Origin of the sequence: Roseomonas sp. E05, from assembly GCF_030063475.1 — a bacterium.
Taxonomy (GTDB): Bacteria; Pseudomonadota; Alphaproteobacteria; order Acetobacterales; family Acetobacteraceae; genus Pseudoroseomonas.
In genome coordinates this window covers 1-16,528 of sequence record NZ_JASIRT010000014.1, presented here as the reverse complement: position 1 = coordinate 16,528, position 16,528 = coordinate 1, and the positions used below count along the sequence as shown (strand labels likewise).

Below are 16,528 nucleotides of genomic sequence, written 5' to 3'. Positions count from 1 at the left end.
AAGAACTCCCCAAAAGGCACGCGGCAGGTTTGCCGCATACCAGGAAGCTGGGGAGCGCATGTAACGGGCGCATTGCCCCAGCCCCCGCAAGGGGTGAGGAAATGTTACGCCCCGCTTCCGATCAGCGCGCCGGGCGCGCGGGGTTGCGGCGCACCGGCTTGCGGGGCGCCGAGGCGACGCGCACACGGCTGCCGCCATCCCCCTGCTCCACCACCGTCCGCACCCGCGCGGCCTGGCGCGACGGCTTGCCGGAAGCCACCCGGGCTGCCGGCCGGGCGGCGCGGGAGCGAAGGCGGGCCTCCACCGGCGCGGCGCGGCGCGCCACCGGCTTCGCCGCGGGGGCGGCGCGCGCCACCACCCTCGGCGCGCGGACGCGGCGCAGGGTCGCTGCCGCTGCCGTGCCGCCAACCGCCGCCATGGCCAGCCCGGCGCCCCCCCTGCCCTGGGCGACCAGGCTGCGGCCCTCGTCCACGCCCATCTGCGTGAAGCCGCGCTCGAGCAGCGCCGCCGCGTGCCGGTCGCGCTCCGTCCAGGAACTGCCGCCGAACACGCTGACGATCAGCCGTGCGCCGCCGCGCCGGGCGCTGCTGACAATGTTGAAGCCGCTGGCATCGATATAGCCGGTCTTGATGCCGTCAACGCCCTCGTAGTCCGTGAGCATGTGGTTGTGGTTGCGCAGCCTGATGCCGCCCATCCGGTGCTCGCGGGTGCCGAAATAGTGGTAGTACTCCGGGAAGTCCTGCTGCAGGCGGCGGCCCAGGGCCGCCATGTCCTGCGCGGTGGTCACCTGATCGACGTCCGGCAGGCCGGAGGCGTTGCGGAAGGTGGTGCCGCTCATGCCCAGCGCGCGGGCACGCAGCGTCATCATCTGTGCGAAACGGGCCTCGCTGCCGCCCCCCAGCGTCTCGCCGAGCAGGGTGGCGATGTCATTCGCCGACTTGGTGACGACCGCGTAGATGCAGTTCTCGACCGTCAGGCTCTGGCCTGGCCGCAGGCCAAGCTTGGAGGGCGGCTTGCTCGCCGCGTAGGGGGTCATCACCAGCCGCTGGTCCGGGCGGAGTTCGCCCCGGCGCAGGGCCTCGAAGACCAGATAAAGCGTCATCATCTTGGTCAGCGAAGCCGGATGGCGCGGCGCGGTGGCGTTGCTGCCGAACAGCATCTGCCCGCTTTGCGCATCGATCACCACGGACGAGTAGCGCGCGCTGCCGATCTGAGCGGCGGCGACGCCCGGCAGCGTAACGAGCAGGATTGCTGAGGCTGCAAGAAGCCTCAGCCGCCGGACCCCACGGGCAAGTTGCATAGATATCCCCTGAATGAGCCTCACCCCCCAGTGAAGCAGGCGTATTCTACGGTTACGAATCCGTGCATGTCATCGAGAACCGATATGGAACATCGCCTCTCCACAAGGGCTTAGCAGGAGTCCTTGGGATGCTGCTGAAGAGGGTGGCGAAGGGTTCGCGGACCGCCCCAGAAAAGTTTCTGCTGCACCGCAAAATATTGCTGGACAGACCGGAAATTCGTTGCCATACCGCTTCATGCTGCACCGCAGCAAAGCGGCCCCGGCCTGTCTGCCCCCCGTTGCGGGACGCAGCCATTCGGATGGGGGACCGTAATCTGGTGCCTCCGCCTTCCGGTGGCGGCAGCGGAGTGTGACAGAGGAGGGCAAGATGGCGAACGAGCCCAAGGCCGGCAAAGCAGCCCCGGAGAAGCCGACCATCGCGGCGGCCCCCGTCGAGAAGGCCGCCAAGGCGGTCGCCACGGTGGCTGAACCGGCGCAGGATCTGGCTGGCAAAACGATCGAGGAGAGCGGGACCCGGACCCGCACGGCAATGGAGAAGAACATGGAACAGGCGACTCGCACGGCGGACGGCTTCTACAAGGCGACCGAGGAGGCCATGGAGTTCGGCCGCGGCAACTTCGAAGCCATGACCAAGGCGACGCAGACCTATGTCAGCGGCCTGCAGGAGCTGAGCAAGCAGGCCTTCGCCGCGATGCAGGCCCTGAACGAGCAGGCGGTGCAGAACGCCCGCGCGATGGCCGCGGTGAAGAGCCTCAAGGAGGCTGCCGACCTGCAGTCGACCTTCGCCAAGGCGCAGCTCGAGAAGTCCATGACCGAGGCGACGAAGCTGAGCGAGGCCGCCTTCAAGCTCGCTGAGCAGTCCGCCGCCCCGGTTGCCGCGCGCATGACGCTGGCGATGGAGCGGATGACCCGCCCCGCGGCCCTGGTCTGACACGGCTTTCCGGGAGTGCCATGGCGCGCTCCCGGCCCCGCGCCCGCACCGGGCGCCCGGCGGCAGCGCCAGCTCTGCCGCTGCCCCGCCCCGCCGCTCGGGCAACGGCACTCTTTTCTCCCCTTTAAATGCGGCTTTTCCTGCGCCTTTGATGCGCTCGGCCCTTCACCTCGGCGCCGCCGCTCCGATATCTTAGCGTGACGGGGCATCCCGGGGGCGACGGCCCGGGCCAATCGGCGCCGCCGCCCCGCCCTCTCCAGGTGAACGGAGAGCCCCTTCAGGTGCAGCAGACAAACCGGCAGGCCCGCGACAGCGACATGACGGATCAGGATAGGCGCCCCGACCAAGACCCGGAGCGGAATGGAATGGGCGGCGCGGGACAGGGCGGCACGGGTGGCCAGGACGGGACGAACACGGGTGTCGTCGTCAAGGCCAAGCCGCGCACCCGCAAGCCCGCGATGTACAAGGTGTTGATGCTGAACGACGACTACACGCCGATGGAGTTCGTCGTCCATGTGCTGGAGCGCTTCTTCCAGAAGAACCGGGAGGAGGCCACGCGCATCATGCTGCATGTCCACCGCCGGGGTGTCGGGGTCTGCGGCGTCTTCACCTATGAGGTGGCCGAAACCAAGGTCACCCAGGTGATGGACCTGGCCCGCCAGAACCAGCACCCGCTGCAATGCACCATCGAGAAGGAGTAGGCCGCGCCGGAATCGGCGAAAAGGCATGCAGGCGGCCATCGTCTGCGTGTAACGTGCTGAAACTTGCTGTCCCCTCTCGTCGTCTTAAGGGAGTGGAACCACATATTCGGTATCGTGGGTCGTAAGATCCTGTCTCTTCGGTGCCGGCCCCTTCACCTGCCGGCACCGTTCCTGGAAGGGGAGCGTCAAACGCATGCTGTCCCGCAACCTTGAGCAGACGCTCCATCGTGCCCTGGGGCTAGCCAACGAGCGCCGGCACGAATATGCCACGTTGGAACACCTTCTGCTTGCCCTGGTCGACGACATCGACGCCGCCACCGTGCTGCGCGCCTGCGGGGTCGATCAGGAGAAGCTGAAGCGTGACCTCTCCGAGTTCCTCGACAAGGACCTCGCCGGTCTGGTGACCGAGCGCGGTGGCGACCCGAAGCCGACCGCCGGCTTCCAGCGCGTCGTCCAGCGCGCCGCCATCCATGTCCAGTCCTCCGGCCGCGACGAGGTGACCGGCGCCAACGTGCTCGTCGCGCTGTTCAGCGAGCGCGAGAGCCACGCCGTCTATTTCCTGCAGCTGCAGGACATGACCCGGCTGGACGCGGTGAACTTCATCAGCCATGGCATCGCCAAGGCCCCGGGCCGCTCCACCAGCCGTCCCGTGCAGGGCTCCCCGCCCAGCGGGCCGAGTGCCGAGGAGCCGGGCGAGAAGGAGGAGAAGCCCTCCGGCCGCCGCGGCCAGGACGCGCTGTCGAACTACTGCGTCAACCTCAACAAGAAGGCGCAGCAGGGCAAGGTCGACCCGCTGATCGGGCGCGACTCCGAGATCGAGCGCACCATCCAGATCCTCTGCCGCCGCACCAAGAACAACCCGCTCTATGTGGGTGACCCCGGTGTGGGCAAGACCGCCATCGCCGAGGGCCTGGCCAAGCGCATCATCGAGGGCGACGTGCCGGAGGTGCTGGCCAAGTCCACCATCTACGCGCTCGACATGGGCTCGCTGCTGGCCGGCACCCGCTACCGCGGCGACTTCGAGGAGCGGCTGAAGGCCGTCGTGGCCGAGCTGGAGCAGCAGCCGGGCTCGATCCTGTTCATCGACGAGATCCACACCGTGATCGGCGCCGGGGCGACCTCCGGCGGTGCGATGGACGCCTCGAACCTGCTGAAGCCGGCGCTCGCCCAGGGCACGCTGCGCTGCATGGGCTCCACCACCTACAAGGAGTACCGGCAGCACTTCGAGAAGGACCGCGCGCTGGTCCGCCGCTTCCAGAAGATCGACGTCAACGAGCCGACGGTCGAGGACGCGGTGAAGATCCTGACCGGCCTCAAGACCAACTACGAGAAGCACCACAAGGTCAAGTACACGCCGGAAGCCATCCGCGCCGCGGTCGAGCTCTCGGCCAAGTACATCCATGACCGCAAGCTGCCGGACAAGGCGATCGACGTCATCGACGAGGTCGGCGCCTCCCGCATGCTGCAGCCGGAGGGGAAGCGGAAGAAGACCGTCACCCTGAAGGATGTGGAGGATATCGTCGCCAAGATCGCGCGCATCCCGCCCAAGAGCGTCTCCACCGACGACAAGGAGACGCTGCGGAACCTGGAGCGCGACCTGAAGGCGATGGTCTTCGGCCAGGACAAGGCGATCGAGGCCCTCTCCGCCGCGATCAAGCTGTCCCGCGCCGGGCTGCGCGACCCGGAGAAGCCGATCGGCAACTACCTGTTCAGCGGCCCCACCGGCGTCGGCAAGACCGAGGTGGCCAAGCAGCTCGCCAAGACGCTCGGCATCGAACTGACCCGCTTCGACATGTCCGAGTACATGGAGCGGCACAGCGTCAGCCGGCTGATCGGCGCGCCGCCGGGCTATGTCGGCTTCGACCAGGGCGGCCTGCTGACGGATGCCGTGGACCAGCACCCGCATTGCGTGCTGCTGCTGGATGAGATCGAGAAGGCCCACCAGGACCTCTACAACATCCTGCTGCAGGTGATGGACCACGGGAAGCTGACCGACCACAACGGCAAGACGGTCGATTTCCGCAACGTCATCCTGATCATGACCACCAATGCGGGCGCCGCCGACATGGCCAAGTCCGGCATCGGCTTCGGCCGGCAGACGCGCGTGGGCGAGGATGAGGAGGCGGTGAAGCGCCTGTTCACCCCGGAGTTCCGCAACCGCCTGGACGCCGTCGTGCCCTTCAGCGGGCTGACGGCGGAGATCGTGGGCAACGTGGTCGAGAAGTTCGTGATGCAGCTGGAGGCCCAGCTTGCGGATCGCAACGTCACGATCGAGCTGTCCTCGGCGGCCAAGGAATGGTTGGCGGAGAAGGGCTACGACCCGCTCTACGGCGCCCGGCCGCTGGCCCGCGTGATCCAGGAATACGTCAAGAAGCCGCTGGCCGAGGAGCTGCTCTTCGGCAAGCTGGCCAAGGGCGGCGCGGTGCGCGTCGGCAAGAAGGACGACGAGCTGACCTTCGAGTTCATCGAGGCGCCGCTGCCCGCCCTGCCGAAGCCCGATGACGGGCCGGATGGCGAGAACGAGCATGCCCCGGAGGCGGCGGGCTGAGCGCCCTCCCCCCAAGGGGCTAAGGCGTGGCCTGAGACAGGAACGGCCCGGTGGCACCCGCCCCGGGCCGTTCCGCATTCCTGCGGCGCGGCTTGGCACGCTCGGCGCCCGCCGTTACCCTCCGGCCCCATCGTCTTCGGTGGCCGCGCAGCCAAAGCGCGCCGGCTGCCCCGGGAGGTTCCTGCCATGAACGCCTTCACGTCCCCGCGCCGCCGCCCCATGCGCGTCGCCATCGCCGGCTTCGGCGCCATCGGTGGCCGCGTCGCCGCGGCGCTGGATGAGGGCATTCCGGGCTTCGAGCTGGTCGCCGTCGCGGCGCAGGACAAGGGCAAGGCGGCGCGGCGGATGGAGGGGTTGCGCCACCCGGTCCCGGTGCTCGACATCGCCGAGCTGGAGCCGTTGGCCGACCTGGTGATCGAATGCGCGCCCGCCGCGCTGCTGCCCGCCATCGCCGAGCCCTTCCTGCGGGCGGCGAAGTCGGTGGTGGTGCTCAGCGTGGGCGCGCTGCTGGCGCAGGAGCATCTGGTCGCCCTGGCGCGGCAGCATGGCGGGCAGATCATCGTGCCGACCGGGGCGTTGCTCGGGCTGGACGCCGTTGCCGCCGCCGCCGAGGGGCAGATCGAATCGGTGCGGATGGTGACGCGCAAGCCGGTGCGCGGGCTGGTGGGCGCTCCCTACCTTGTCGAGCACAACATCCGCATCGAGGATATCCGCGAGCCGATGCGGGTCTTCCAGGGCACCGCGCGGGAGGCGGCGAAGGGCTTCCCGGCCAACCTCAACGTCGCGGTGGCGCTCTCCCTCGCCGGCATCGGGCCGGACCGCACCATGCTGGAGATCTGGGCCGACCCGGATCTGCAGCGGAACACCCATCGTATCGAGGTGGAGGCGGATTCGGCGCGCTTCAGCATGTCCATCGAGGGCATCCCGAGCGAGAACCCGAAGACCGGGCGGATCACCCCGCTTTCGGTCATCGCCTGCCTGCGCAAGATGACGGCGCCGCTGCGGGTGGGCACCTGAGCCTCCCTTGACCACGGGGGCCGGGCGGCGGAACGTCGGCCCCCTTCCTGATTCGAGGTTCCGCCCATGTCTGATGCCCTCCCCACCCTGCGCGCCGTGCTCTCCGCCACCGAGGGCAGCAGCGCGGCGGCGGAGGCGAATGCGCTGCTCGCCAGCCCGGCCTTCGCCCGCCTGCAGGCGGCGCTGGACGCCGACCACGACAACTTCGTCGAGCAGCTCGTCACGCTCACCGAGATCCCCTCCCCGCCCTTCGGTGAGGCCAGGCGCGCGGCCGCCTATGCCGAGCTGCTGCGCGGCCAGGGGCTGCAGGAGGTGGAGACGGATGCCGAGGGCAACGTCACGGCCTATCGGCCGGGCACCGACCCGGAGGCGGGGGTGATCGTGCTCTGCTCGCACCTCGACACGGTGTTTCCCGCCGGCACCGATGTGACGGTGAAGCGCGAGGGCACCATCCTGCGCGCCCCCGGCGTGGGCGACAACACGCGCGGCCTGGCGGTGCTGCTGGCCATCGCCCGCGCGCTGGACGCCGCCGAGATCCGCACCCGCGCCGGCATCCTGCTGCTGGCCTCGGTGGGCGAGGAAGGCGCCGGCGACCTGCGCGGCGTGAAGGCCTTTTTCCAGGCGAACCGCTGGCGGGACCGGGTGGCCGGCTTCATCGCGCTGGACGGGCTGAACCCGGCGCGGCTGGTGCACGGCGCGGTGGGCAGCAAGCGCTACCGCGTCACCTTCCGGGGCCCCGGCGGGCATTCCTTCGCCGCCTTCGGCCTGGTGAACCCGGCCTTCGCCATGGCGCGCGCCATGGACGACCTCGGGCGCATCCGCGTGCCGGCCTCGCCCAAGACCACCTTCTCGATCGGGCGGATGGGCGGCGGCACCTCGATCAACGCCATCCCCGAGGAAGCCTGGATGGAGGTGGACCTGCGCTCAGCCTCGGCCGAAGTGCTGGCTTCGCTGGAGGAGCGCTTCCTCGCCATCCTGCCGCAGGCGGCGGCGGCCGAGGATGCGGCGCGCGACACCAAGCGCGGCAGGATCCGCGTCGAGGTGAAGCAGATCGGCGACCGGCCGGCCGGCACCACCTCCACGGAGTCCCGCATCGCCCGGATCGCCTCGGCCGTCATCGCGGCGCAGGGCTACGAGCTGGCCTATGAGGCCTCCTCCACCGACAGCAACATCCCGATCAGCCTGGGGCTGCCGGCGGTCACCATCGGCACGGGCTGCGCAGGCGACCGGGCGCACTCGCTGGAAGAGTGGATCGATGTGGAGAAGGGCGCCAGCGTGAAGGGCGTTGCCACCGCCGTGGCCAGCATCCTCCTCGCGGCGGGGGTGGCGACCAACTGAGTGGACCGAAGAAGGCGGGGGAGAATGAATTCTCCCCCGCGCCCCCTCTTCTTCTCTCTATCAGTTTGTTGCGCTGACGGCGCGCGCTCGCGCCGGGGCTGCATCAGCCCCGGCGACTGCCACCATCTGACAGAAAAAAGATGGGGGGTTCGGGGGGAACTCCTTCCCCCCGACCTTTTCCCTCACCCGCGCCCGGCGGCCTCCCGCCGGGCCATCCAGGTGGCGGAGGCGAAGATGACCGCCGCGCCGGCGTAGGTTGTCCAGCCCGGCACGTCGCCGAACAGCAGGAAGCCGAGCAGCGCCGCCCAGGCGAGGTCGAGGAACTTCACCGGCTGGGTGGCGGAGACGTCGGCCAGCCGGAAGGCTTCGGTCAGGCACCAGTGGCCGAAGCTGCCGAGCAGCCCGGCCACCACGAACCAGCCGAGCTGGGCCGGCGTCGGCCAGATCCAGAGCGGGAGGGCGAAAGGCAGGGTGAACAGCGAGATGGTGATGGCCTGCCACATCACGATCACCTCCGGCCGGTCCCGCCGGGTCAGCGCCTTGGTGATCAGGAAGGAGGCGGCGAAGAGCGGGGAGGAGGCAAGCATCATCAGCGTCCATCCGCCGCCGCCGGAGAGCTTCGGGCCCAGCACGATGGCGACGCCGACCAGCCCGACCGCCGCCGCCACCCAGCGGGAGAGCACCACCTTCTCCTTCAGGAAGACCACGGCGCCGAACATGATGAAGATCGGCCCGGTGAAGCCGAGCGCCGTCACATCGGCCAGGGGAATATGCGGCAGGGCCAGGAACCAGAGCAGCAGCCCCGCCGTGTGCACCACGCCGCGCCAGAGCTGGCCCGAGAGGCCGTTCGGCGCGAAGGCCGTCAGGCCCTGCCGCCAGAGCAGCGGCAGCATCACCGCGAAACCGAAGACGTAGCGCAGGAACTGGGCCTGGAAGGGCTCCATCTCGCGCGTCATGCCGCTCATCAGCCCGTTCAGCAGACAGAAGCTGAGGCCGGAAAGGGCCATCCAGGCCATGCCCCGGAGCGTGGGGGAAAGGCGGGCCCAGAAGCTGCCCAGGCGCAGCGGCAGGCCCCTCAGGGCCAGCGGGCGGGCAACGTGTTGCGACATGGGTGACGTGTCCGGCATTTCCGTGGCGCGGCGTCCGGCCGCGCCGCGCCAGCATGGCGCCAGCCCGACCGTTGCGCCAGAGGAAAGGACGCCTCCGCGTGCCGGCCTCAGGCCCCGGGGTATCGGATCGCCACCACCTCAACCTCCTCCGGACCGTTCGGCGTGCGGATGCGCACCAGATCGCCGACCCGCGCCTTCAGCAGCGCCCGCGCCACCGGCGAGACCCAGGAGATGCGGCCCTGCTCGGCCTCCGCCTCGTCCACGCCGACGATGGTGACGGTGACCTCCGAATCGTCCTCCCGCGCATAGGTGACGGTGGCACCGAAGAAGACCTGGTCGCGCCGGGCCTGCGCCGCCGGGTCCACCACCTGCACCCGCTCCAGCCGCTTGCGCAGGAAGCGGACGCGGCGATCGATCTCGCGCAGGCGGCGCTTGCCGTACTGGTAGTCGGCGTTCTCGCTGCGGTCGCCGAGGCTGGCGGCCCAGGAAACGATCTCCACCACCTTCGGCCGCTCCTCGTTCCAGAGCTGGCGCAGCTCGGCCTGGAGCGCCGCATGGCCGGCGGGCGTCATGTAGAAGGGCGTGCCGGGCGGCAGGCCGGGCGGCGCGTCGTCCTCGTCGTCCTCGTCCATCGGCGGGCTCCTCCTGCGGGTCTGGCGGCGCGGTTAACGCGGGATGGCCAGCCCGCGCAATACAGGCAAGACTGCCGGGCCATGCCGCAGATCCCGACCCTCGACAGCCCCCTCCCCGATCCCGTCGCCGCCGGCCATCTCGATGTCGGCCAGGGCCACCGCCTGGCCTGGTGGGAATATGGCCGCGCCGATGCGCCGCCCGTGGTGTTCCTGCATGGCGGCCCGGGCGCCGGCAGCAACCCCTCGGTGCTGCGCAGCCTCGACCTCTCGCAATGGCGCGTGCTGCGCTTTGACCAGCGCGGTTGCGGCGATTCCACGCCCCATGCCAGCACCGAGGCCAATACCACCGCCCATCTGGTCGCTGACCTGGAGCGGCTGCGCGCGCATTTCGGCGTGCCGGCCTGGGCGGTGATGGGCCATAGCTGGGGCTCCTGCCTCGGCCTCGCCTATGCGCAGGCGCACCCGGAGCGCGTCACGGCGCTGCGCCTCTCCGGCATCTTCACCGCGCGCAAGCAGGAAGTGGCGTGGTGGTTCCACGGCGTACGCAGCCTCTTCCCCGATCACTGGGCGGAGTTCGCCGCCCATGTTCCCGAGGCCGAGCGCGGCGACCTGCTCGCGGCCTACCACCGCCGGCTGATGAACCCCGACCCGGCGGTGCACATCCCCGCCGGCATCGCCCTGCGCGGCTTCTCCGCCCGCACCCAGACCTTCCGCCCCGACCCGGCGCATATCGCCAACCTGACCGAGCCGGCGAAGGCGCTGGCCGTGTCGCGCCTCTTCACCGACTACTGCATGCACGGCGCCTGGCTGGAGGAAGGGCAGCTTCTGCGCGAGGTCGGGCGCATCCGGCATATCCCCGCCGCCATCGTCCAGGCGCGCTACGACGTGGTGACGCCCGCCGTCACCGCGTTCGAGCTGCATCAGGCCTGGCCGGAAGCCGATTTCACCATCGTCAACGACGGCAACCACACCACCGGGGAGCCTGAGGTGCACGCGGCGCTCTACACCGCGGCGGCGCGGCTGCGGGAACGCATCGGATAGGAAGCTCGGGGGAAAGAATTCCCCCGAACCCCCTTCTTTTTTCTGTCGGTTCAGGGCAGCCGGCGCTGCAAGCTGACAAAAAGAAGAAGAGGAAGCCCGGGGGAGAATTCATTCTCCCCCGGCTCTGCCCTTGGAGGGCCGGAGGGTCAGCCCTCCAGCTCCTCCCGCAGCATCTCCAGCTCCAGCCAGCGCTCCTCGGCCTCGGCCAGGGCGGTTTCGGTCCTGCCCAGCAGTTCCGTCGCCTTGTCGAAGCGCGCGCGGTCCCGGCTGTAGAGGTCCGGGTCGGCCAGGATCTCCTTCAGCTTCGCCGCCTCGGCCTCCAGTTTCTTCATGCGCGCCGGCAGGGTTTCCAGCTCGTGCTGGTCCTTGAAGGAGAGCTTCTTGCGGACGGCCGGCGCGGCGGCGGAGGCGGGCTTCGGCGTGGCGGGGCCGCGGGCGGGCTCGCCACGGGCGCGCACGCCATGGCCGCGCTGCGCCACCATGTCCGAATAGCCGCCGGCATAGTCCTGCCAGCGCCCCTCGCCTTCCCAGGCGATGACGTTGGTCGCCACGCGGTCGAGGAAGTCGCGGTCGTGGCTGACCACGATCACCGTGCCGGAATACTCGGCGATCTGCTCCTGCAGCAGGTCGAGCGTCTCCAGGTCGAGGTCGTTGGTGGGCTCGTCCAGCACCAGCAGGTTGGAGGGCGTGGCAAAGGCGCGCGCCAGCAGCAGGCGCCCACGCTCACCGCCCGAAAGGGCCGAGACCGGCGTGCGGGCCTGCTCCGGCAGGAACAGGAAGTCCTTCATGTAGCCGATCACGTGGCGTGGCTGGCCGTTCACCCAGACCTGATCGCCGCGCTTGCCGGTCAGCGCCTCGGAGAGCGTGGTGTTCGGGTCCAGCGCCTCACGCCGCTGGTCGAGCGTCACCATGGCGATGCCGGTGCCGAGGCGGATCTCGCCGCTGTCCGGCGCCAGGGTGCCGGTCAGCATGGAGAGCAGCGTCGTCTTGCCCGCGCCATTGGGGCCGACGATGCCGACCCGGTCGCCGCGCAGGATGCGGGTGGAGAAGTCGCGCACCACCATTCGGTCGCCATAGGACTTGGAGATGCTGTCGGCGGCGGCGACCAGCGTGCCGGAGCCCTCGCCCTCCGCCACCGCCATCCTGACCCCGCCCTGGGCGGCGCGACGCTCCCGCCGCTGCTGGCGCAGCCCGGCCAGTTCCGCCACGCGGCGGACGTTGCGCTTGCGCCGGGCGGTGACGCCGTAGCGCATCCAGTCCTCTTCGCGGGCGATCTGCCGGTCGAGCTTGTGCGCCTCCTGCTCCTCCTGCTCCAGCACCGCGTCGCGCCATTCCTCGAAATGGGCGAAGCCGCGGGCGAGGCGCCGCGTGGTGCCGCGGTCGAGCCAGAGCATCTCCCGCGTCATCGTCTCCAGGAAGCGGCGGTCGTGGCTGATCAGCACCAGCGCCGAGCGCATGGCGCCGATCTCCTGCTCCAGCCACTCGATGGCGGGCAGGTCGAGGTGGTTGGTCGGCTCGTCCAGCAGCAGGATGTCGGGGGACGGCGCCAGCACGCGGGCCAGGGCGGCGCGGCGGGCCTCGCCACCGGAGAGGTTGGCCGGCGCCTCCTCGCCGGTCAGGCCGAGCTGCTCCAGCAGATAGCGCGCGCGGTAGGGGTCGTCGCCCGGCGCGAGGCCGGCCTCGACATAGGCGAGCACATTGGGGAAGCCCGCGAGGTCCGGCTCCTGCTCCAGGTAGCGCAGCGTGGCGCCAGGCTGGACGAAGCGCGTGCCGCCATCCGCCTGCGCCAGGCCGGCGGCGATCTTCATCAGGGTGGACTTGCCCGAGCCGTTGCGGCCGATCAGCGCCAGCCGCTCGCCCGGAGAGACGGAGAGGGTCGCGCCCGTCAGCAGCGGCGTGGTGCCGAAGCCGAGGCGGATGTCCTGGAGCATAAGGATCGGAGGGGCTGCCATGGGCTGCTGCGTGATGCGCCGCGGCCAGGGCGTCAAGCCCTGCCACGCCCATCGCATTTTTGAGCGGCTTCTCGGCGGCGGGCCGTCAACCGGCAGGCGACGGCGCGGGCATTGCGCGCTAGAGAGGAAACCCCCGTGACACCGGGAGGGAGAAGGCTTTGGACGAGGTTGATTGCATCGTCATCGGCGCCGGCGTGGTCGGCCTGGCGGTGGCGCGGCAGATGGCGCTGGCCGGGCGGGAAGTCCTGGTGCTGGAAGCGGCCGAGGGGATCGGCACCGAGACCTCGTCGCGCAACAGCGAGGTCATCCACGCCGGCATCTACTACCCGAAGGACAGCCTGATGGCGCGCTTCTGCGTCGAGGGCAAGAGGAAGCTCTACCGGTACTGCGCCGAGCGCGGCGTGCCGCACCAGGACTGCGGCAAGCTGATCGTGGCCACGAATGAGGAGGAGCAGGGCAAGCTCGCCTCCATCCAGGCGCGCGCCGCCGCCAATGGCGTGCCGGACCTGCGGCTCGTCAGCCGCGAGGAGGCCCTGGAAATGGAACCGGCGCTGGCCTGCGTCGCCGCGCTGGTCTCGCCTTCCACCGGCATCATCGACAGCCACGCCTACATGCTGGCGCTGCAGGGCGATGCCGAGAATGCGGGCGCGATGTTCGTCTTCCACAGCCCGGTGCTCGGCGGGCGGCTGCTGCCGGAGGGGGGGGCGGAGATCCGCGTCGGCGGCGCCGAGCCGATGGAACTGCGCTGCCGCACGCTGATCAATTCCGCCGGGCTGTACGCGCCGAAGCTGGCGGGCAGCCTGGAGGGGATGCCGGCCGCGCATGTGCCGCCCACCTACTACGCCAAGGGCAACTACTTCACCCTGGCGGGGCGCTCGCCCTTCTCCCGCCTGATCTATCCGGTGCCGGTGCCGGGCGGGCTGGGCACGCACCTGACCATCGACCTCGGCGGCCAGTGCCGCTTCGGGCCGGATGTCGAATGGGTGGACCATGTCGACTATGAGGTGGACCCGAAGCGTGGCGATAGCTTCTACGCCGCCATCCGCCGCTATTGGCCCGGCCTGCCGGAGGGCGCGCTGCAGCCCGGCTATTCCGGCATCCGCCCGAAGATCGTCGGGCCGAAGCAGGCGGCGCAGGACTTCGTGGTGCAGGGGCCGGCGGTACACGGAATCGCGGGGCTGGTGAACCTGTTCGGCATCGAATCGCCGGGGCTGACCGCCTCCCTCGCCCTCGCCGACCATGTCAGCGAGATGCTGGCGACCGAGATGGCCTGAGCCCTCACGGCTCCAGCAGGGCGGGCGCGGCGCGGACGGCGGCGTCGAGCAGCGCCCGCACCTTGCCGGAGAGCAGCCGCGCATCCGGGAAGAGCGCATGCACCGGCACCGGCGCGGTGGCGAACTCCGGCAGCAGCCGCACCAGCCGCCCCGCCTCGATGTCGGCCCGCGCCTGCCAGGCAGGGGTCAGGATCACCCCCTGCCCCGCCAGCGCGGCGACATAGAGCGCATCGGCACTGTCCGAGACGAGCCTGCCCCGCACCGCCGCCACCTGCTCGGCGCCGCTGGCATCCCGCAGGCGCCAGCGCTGCGGATTCGCGAGCCGGGTGAAGACCAGAGCCTCCACCCGTTCGAGGTCGGCGGGCGTGCCGACCGGGCCATGCCGCTCCAGATAGGCCGGGGCGCAGCAGAGGATACGGCGGAAGCTGCCCAGGCGCCGCGCAACCAGGCTGGAATCGGCCAGCACGCCGGTGCGGATGGCGAGATCGAAGCCCTCCTCCGCCAGATCCACCGGGCGGTCGTTGAGGGAAAGCTCCGCGGCGGCCCTGGGATGCGCCGCGATGAAGGCCGCCACCAGCGGCGCGGCGAAGCGCAGCCCGAAGATGACCGGCGCCGTGACCCGCAAGGTGCCGGAGACGGTCGCCGTATCGCCGCCGAGCGCCGCCTCGGCCGCCTCCATCTCCGCCAGGATGCGCCGGCAATGGATGTGCCAGGCGCGGCCTTTCTCGGTCAGTTGCAGGCCCTGGCTGCTGCGCCGGAGCAGCCGTGTCCCGAGCTGCGCCTCCAGCGCCGCCACCTTGCGCGAGAGCGTGGAGACGGGAATGCCCAGGCGTCGGCTCGCGGCGGAGAAGCCACCGGCCTCCGCCACCGCGCTGAACAGCGTCATCGCCTCGAACCGGTCCATGGCCTGCCTTCCTGCCGTTTCCCGGAATCCGGGAAGCCGCTTTCCATGACCCGTCAATGACGGGGAAGTGCCGCGCGGCCTAGCCTGGACCATCGTCCTGAACAAGAACGCCACCCCGGCGGAGCCAAGAATGCGTCCCGAGAGCCTGCGCCACGACTCCCTCGCCTCCCGACTGATGAGCGCCGAGGAGGCCGCTCAACTGATCCGCCCCGGCGCCGTGGTCGGCCTCAGCGGCTTCACCCGCGCCGGCGACGCCAAGGCGGTGCCCGCGGCCCTCGCCCGCCGCGCCGAGAAGGAGGAACTGCGGCTCACTCTCGCCACCGGCGCCTCGCTCGGCCACGGCACCGACGGCGCGCTGGCCCGCAGCGGTGCCCTCGCCCGCCGCTACCCCTTCCAGGTGGACCCGGAGATGCGCCGCGCCATCAATGCCGGCGAGATCCTCTATCTCGATCACCACCTTTCCGAGACGGCCGACCTCATTCGCGCCGGCCACCTGCGCCCGCCGGAGGTCGCCATCATCGAGGCCGTCGCGGTGCATGGGCATGGCATCGTGCCCACCACCTCGGTCGGCAACTCGGCGGCTTTCCTGCAGCACGCCTCCAGCGTCATCGTCGAGCTGAACGCGGCGCAGTCGCCGGCGCTGGAAGGGGTGCACGACATCGCCACCCCGGCCGCCTGGGGCGCGCGGCTGCCGATCGGCATCCTGGAGCCCGCCGACCGGATCGGCCTGCCCTATCTGCCCCTCGACCCGCGCAACATCGTGGCCATCGTTCCCACCGACCTGCCGGACAGCCCCGCCACGGTGGAGGCGCCGGACGCCACCACCGGTGCCATCGCCGGGCATCTGCTGGAGTTCCTGGCCCGCGAGGTGCGGCAGGGGCGGCTGACCGAGGCCCTGGCACCCCTGCAGGCCGGCATCGGCAGCGTGGCGAATGCGGTGCTCTCAGGCTTTGCCCAGGGACCCTTCACCCAGCTCACCATGTTCAGTGAGGTGCTGCAGGACAGCACCTTCGACCTGATGGATGCCGGGCGGCTTCTCTTCGCCTCCGCCTCCTCGATCACGCTGGGCCAGCGGCAGGACGTGCTGCGCGACTTCGGCCGCTACCGCAGCCGGGTGGTGCTGCGGCCGCAGGAGATCACCAATGCCGCCGAGGTGCTGCGCCGGCTCGGCGTCCTCGCCCTGAACTCGGCGCTGGAGGTGGACATCTACGGCAACGTCAATTCCACGCATGTGAACGGCTCGGCCATGCTCAACGGCATCGGCGGCTCGGGCGACTTCGCCCGCAATGCGCGGCTCTCGGTCTTCGTCACGCCTTCCACGGCGAAGGGGGGTGCGCTCTCCTGCATCGTGCCGATGGCCAGCCATGTGGACCACGGCGCGCAGGACCTGGACGTGCTGGTGACGGAGCAGGGCCTGGCCGACCTGCGCGGCCTGGCCCCGCGCGAGCGGGCCGAGGTGATCATCGCCAACTGCATGCATCCCGCCTTCCGGCCGCTGGCACGCGACTACTTCCGCGCCGCCTGCCGCCGCGGCGGCCATGCCCCCCACCTGCTGGAGGAGGCGCTGAGCTGGCACCTGCGGGCGCAGCGGACGGGCAGCATGCTGCCGCCCGCGCAGCGCCTCGCGGGGTGAGGCGTCAGTCCCGCCTGTCGTCGTTGAGCGGGTTGCCTGTACCGAACCACTTGGAGCGGACGGCGTTGTAGTATTCCTCCATGTCGTACTGTGCGACGGGGAGGGCGAGGTCGCGGGCGGTGAGGCGTCCGACGGCGGCGGCCAGGTT

At 70.5% G+C, this 16,528-nt stretch carries 13 protein-coding genes; 8 read left to right on the top strand and 5 right to left on the bottom strand.

The window, feature by feature from the left end; genetic code table 11:
• Positions 1 to 121: 121 nt before the first annotated feature.
• Positions 122 to 1,300, bottom strand: a complete 1,179-nt coding sequence (locus QMO56_RS15060) for a D-alanyl-D-alanine carboxypeptidase family protein (RefSeq protein ID WP_283526919.1) — start codon at positions 1,298 to 1,300, stop codon at positions 122 to 124.
• 367 nt (positions 1,301 to 1,667) lie between these two features.
• Between QMO56_RS15060 and QMO56_RS15055 the strand changes: the two genes are divergently transcribed.
• The 5 genes from QMO56_RS15055 (at position 1,668) to QMO56_RS15035 (ending at position 7,835) form a co-directional block, all read left to right on the top strand.
• Entirely contained in the window at positions 1,668 to 2,231 is a 564-nt protein-coding gene (locus QMO56_RS15055) for a phasin family protein (RefSeq protein ID WP_283526917.1), read from the top strand.
• A 365-nt stretch (positions 2,232 to 2,596) separates the two neighbouring features.
• The gene (gene clpS, locus QMO56_RS15050; protein ID WP_283526915.1) at positions 2,597 to 2,932 is read left to right on the top strand and encodes an ATP-dependent Clp protease adapter ClpS; all 336 of its coding nucleotides are present in this window, start codon (positions 2,597 to 2,599) and stop codon (positions 2,930 to 2,932) included.
• Between the two features lie 193 nt (positions 2,933 to 3,125).
• Positions 3,126 to 5,480 (top strand): ATP-dependent Clp protease ATP-binding subunit ClpA, encoded by a 2,355-nt coding sequence (gene clpA, locus QMO56_RS15045; protein ID WP_283526914.1) that lies wholly within the window; start codon positions 3,126 to 3,128, stop codon positions 5,478 to 5,480.
• 186 nt (positions 5,481 to 5,666) lie between these two features.
• A complete protein-coding gene (locus QMO56_RS15040; protein ID WP_283526912.1) occupies positions 5,667 to 6,497 on the top strand; it encodes an aspartate dehydrogenase in 831 nt (276 codons plus the stop codon).
• A gap of 66 nt (positions 6,498 to 6,563) precedes the next feature.
• Positions 6,564 to 7,835, top strand: a complete 1,272-nt coding sequence (locus tag QMO56_RS15035; RefSeq protein WP_283526910.1) for a M20/M25/M40 family metallo-hydrolase — start codon at positions 6,564 to 6,566, stop codon at positions 7,833 to 7,835.
• Between the two features lie 182 nt (positions 7,836 to 8,017).
• Here the strand turns inward: QMO56_RS15035 and QMO56_RS15030 are convergent, their stop codons facing one another.
• Together QMO56_RS15030 and greB are read right to left on the bottom strand one after the other, a co-directional pair.
• The gene (locus QMO56_RS15030) at positions 8,018 to 8,944 is read right to left on the bottom strand and encodes a DMT family transporter (protein WP_283526909.1); all 927 of its coding nucleotides are present in this window, start codon (positions 8,942 to 8,944) and stop codon (positions 8,018 to 8,020) included.
• A gap of 107 nt (positions 8,945 to 9,051) precedes the next feature.
• A complete protein-coding gene (gene greB, locus QMO56_RS15025) occupies positions 9,052 to 9,576 on the bottom strand; it encodes a transcription elongation factor GreB (protein WP_283526907.1) in 525 nt (174 codons plus the stop codon).
• An 81-nt stretch (positions 9,577 to 9,657) separates the two neighbouring features.
• Here greB and pip point away from each other — a divergent pair, with 81 nt between their 5' ends.
• Positions 9,658 to 10,617 carry a prolyl aminopeptidase gene (gene pip / locus QMO56_RS15020; RefSeq protein WP_283526905.1) on the top strand — a complete coding sequence of 320 codons (960 nt, stop codon included), beginning with the start codon at positions 9,658 to 9,660 and terminating at the stop codon, positions 10,615 to 10,617.
• A gap of 146 nt (positions 10,618 to 10,763) precedes the next feature.
• On the opposite strand, the gene QMO56_RS15015 is transcribed toward pip, so the two are convergent.
• Entirely contained in the window at positions 10,764 to 12,569 is a 1,806-nt protein-coding gene (locus QMO56_RS15015) for an ABC-F family ATP-binding cassette domain-containing protein (RefSeq protein WP_283526903.1), read from the bottom strand.
• A gap of 158 nt (positions 12,570 to 12,727) precedes the next feature.
• On the opposite strand from QMO56_RS15015, the gene QMO56_RS15010 reads away from it, so the two are divergent.
• Positions 12,728 to 13,843, top strand: a complete 1,116-nt coding sequence (locus tag QMO56_RS15010; protein ID WP_283526901.1) for an NAD(P)/FAD-dependent oxidoreductase — start codon at positions 12,728 to 12,730, stop codon at positions 13,841 to 13,843.
• A gap of 4 nt (positions 13,844 to 13,847) precedes the next feature.
• On the opposite strand, the gene QMO56_RS15005 is transcribed toward QMO56_RS15010, so the two are convergent.
• Complete coding sequence (locus tag QMO56_RS15005) at positions 13,848 to 14,747, bottom strand: LysR family transcriptional regulator (RefSeq protein WP_283526899.1); 900 nt, start codon at positions 14,745 to 14,747, stop codon at positions 13,848 to 13,850.
• 130 nt (positions 14,748 to 14,877) lie between these two features.
• Here QMO56_RS15005 and QMO56_RS15000 point away from each other — a divergent pair, with 130 nt between their 5' ends.
• Positions 14,878 to 16,380, top strand: coding sequence for a succinate CoA transferase (locus QMO56_RS15000; RefSeq protein ID WP_283526896.1), 1,503 nt, complete (start codon positions 14,878 to 14,880; stop codon positions 16,378 to 16,380).
• The last annotated feature ends 148 nt before the right edge of the window (positions 16,381 to 16,528 follow it).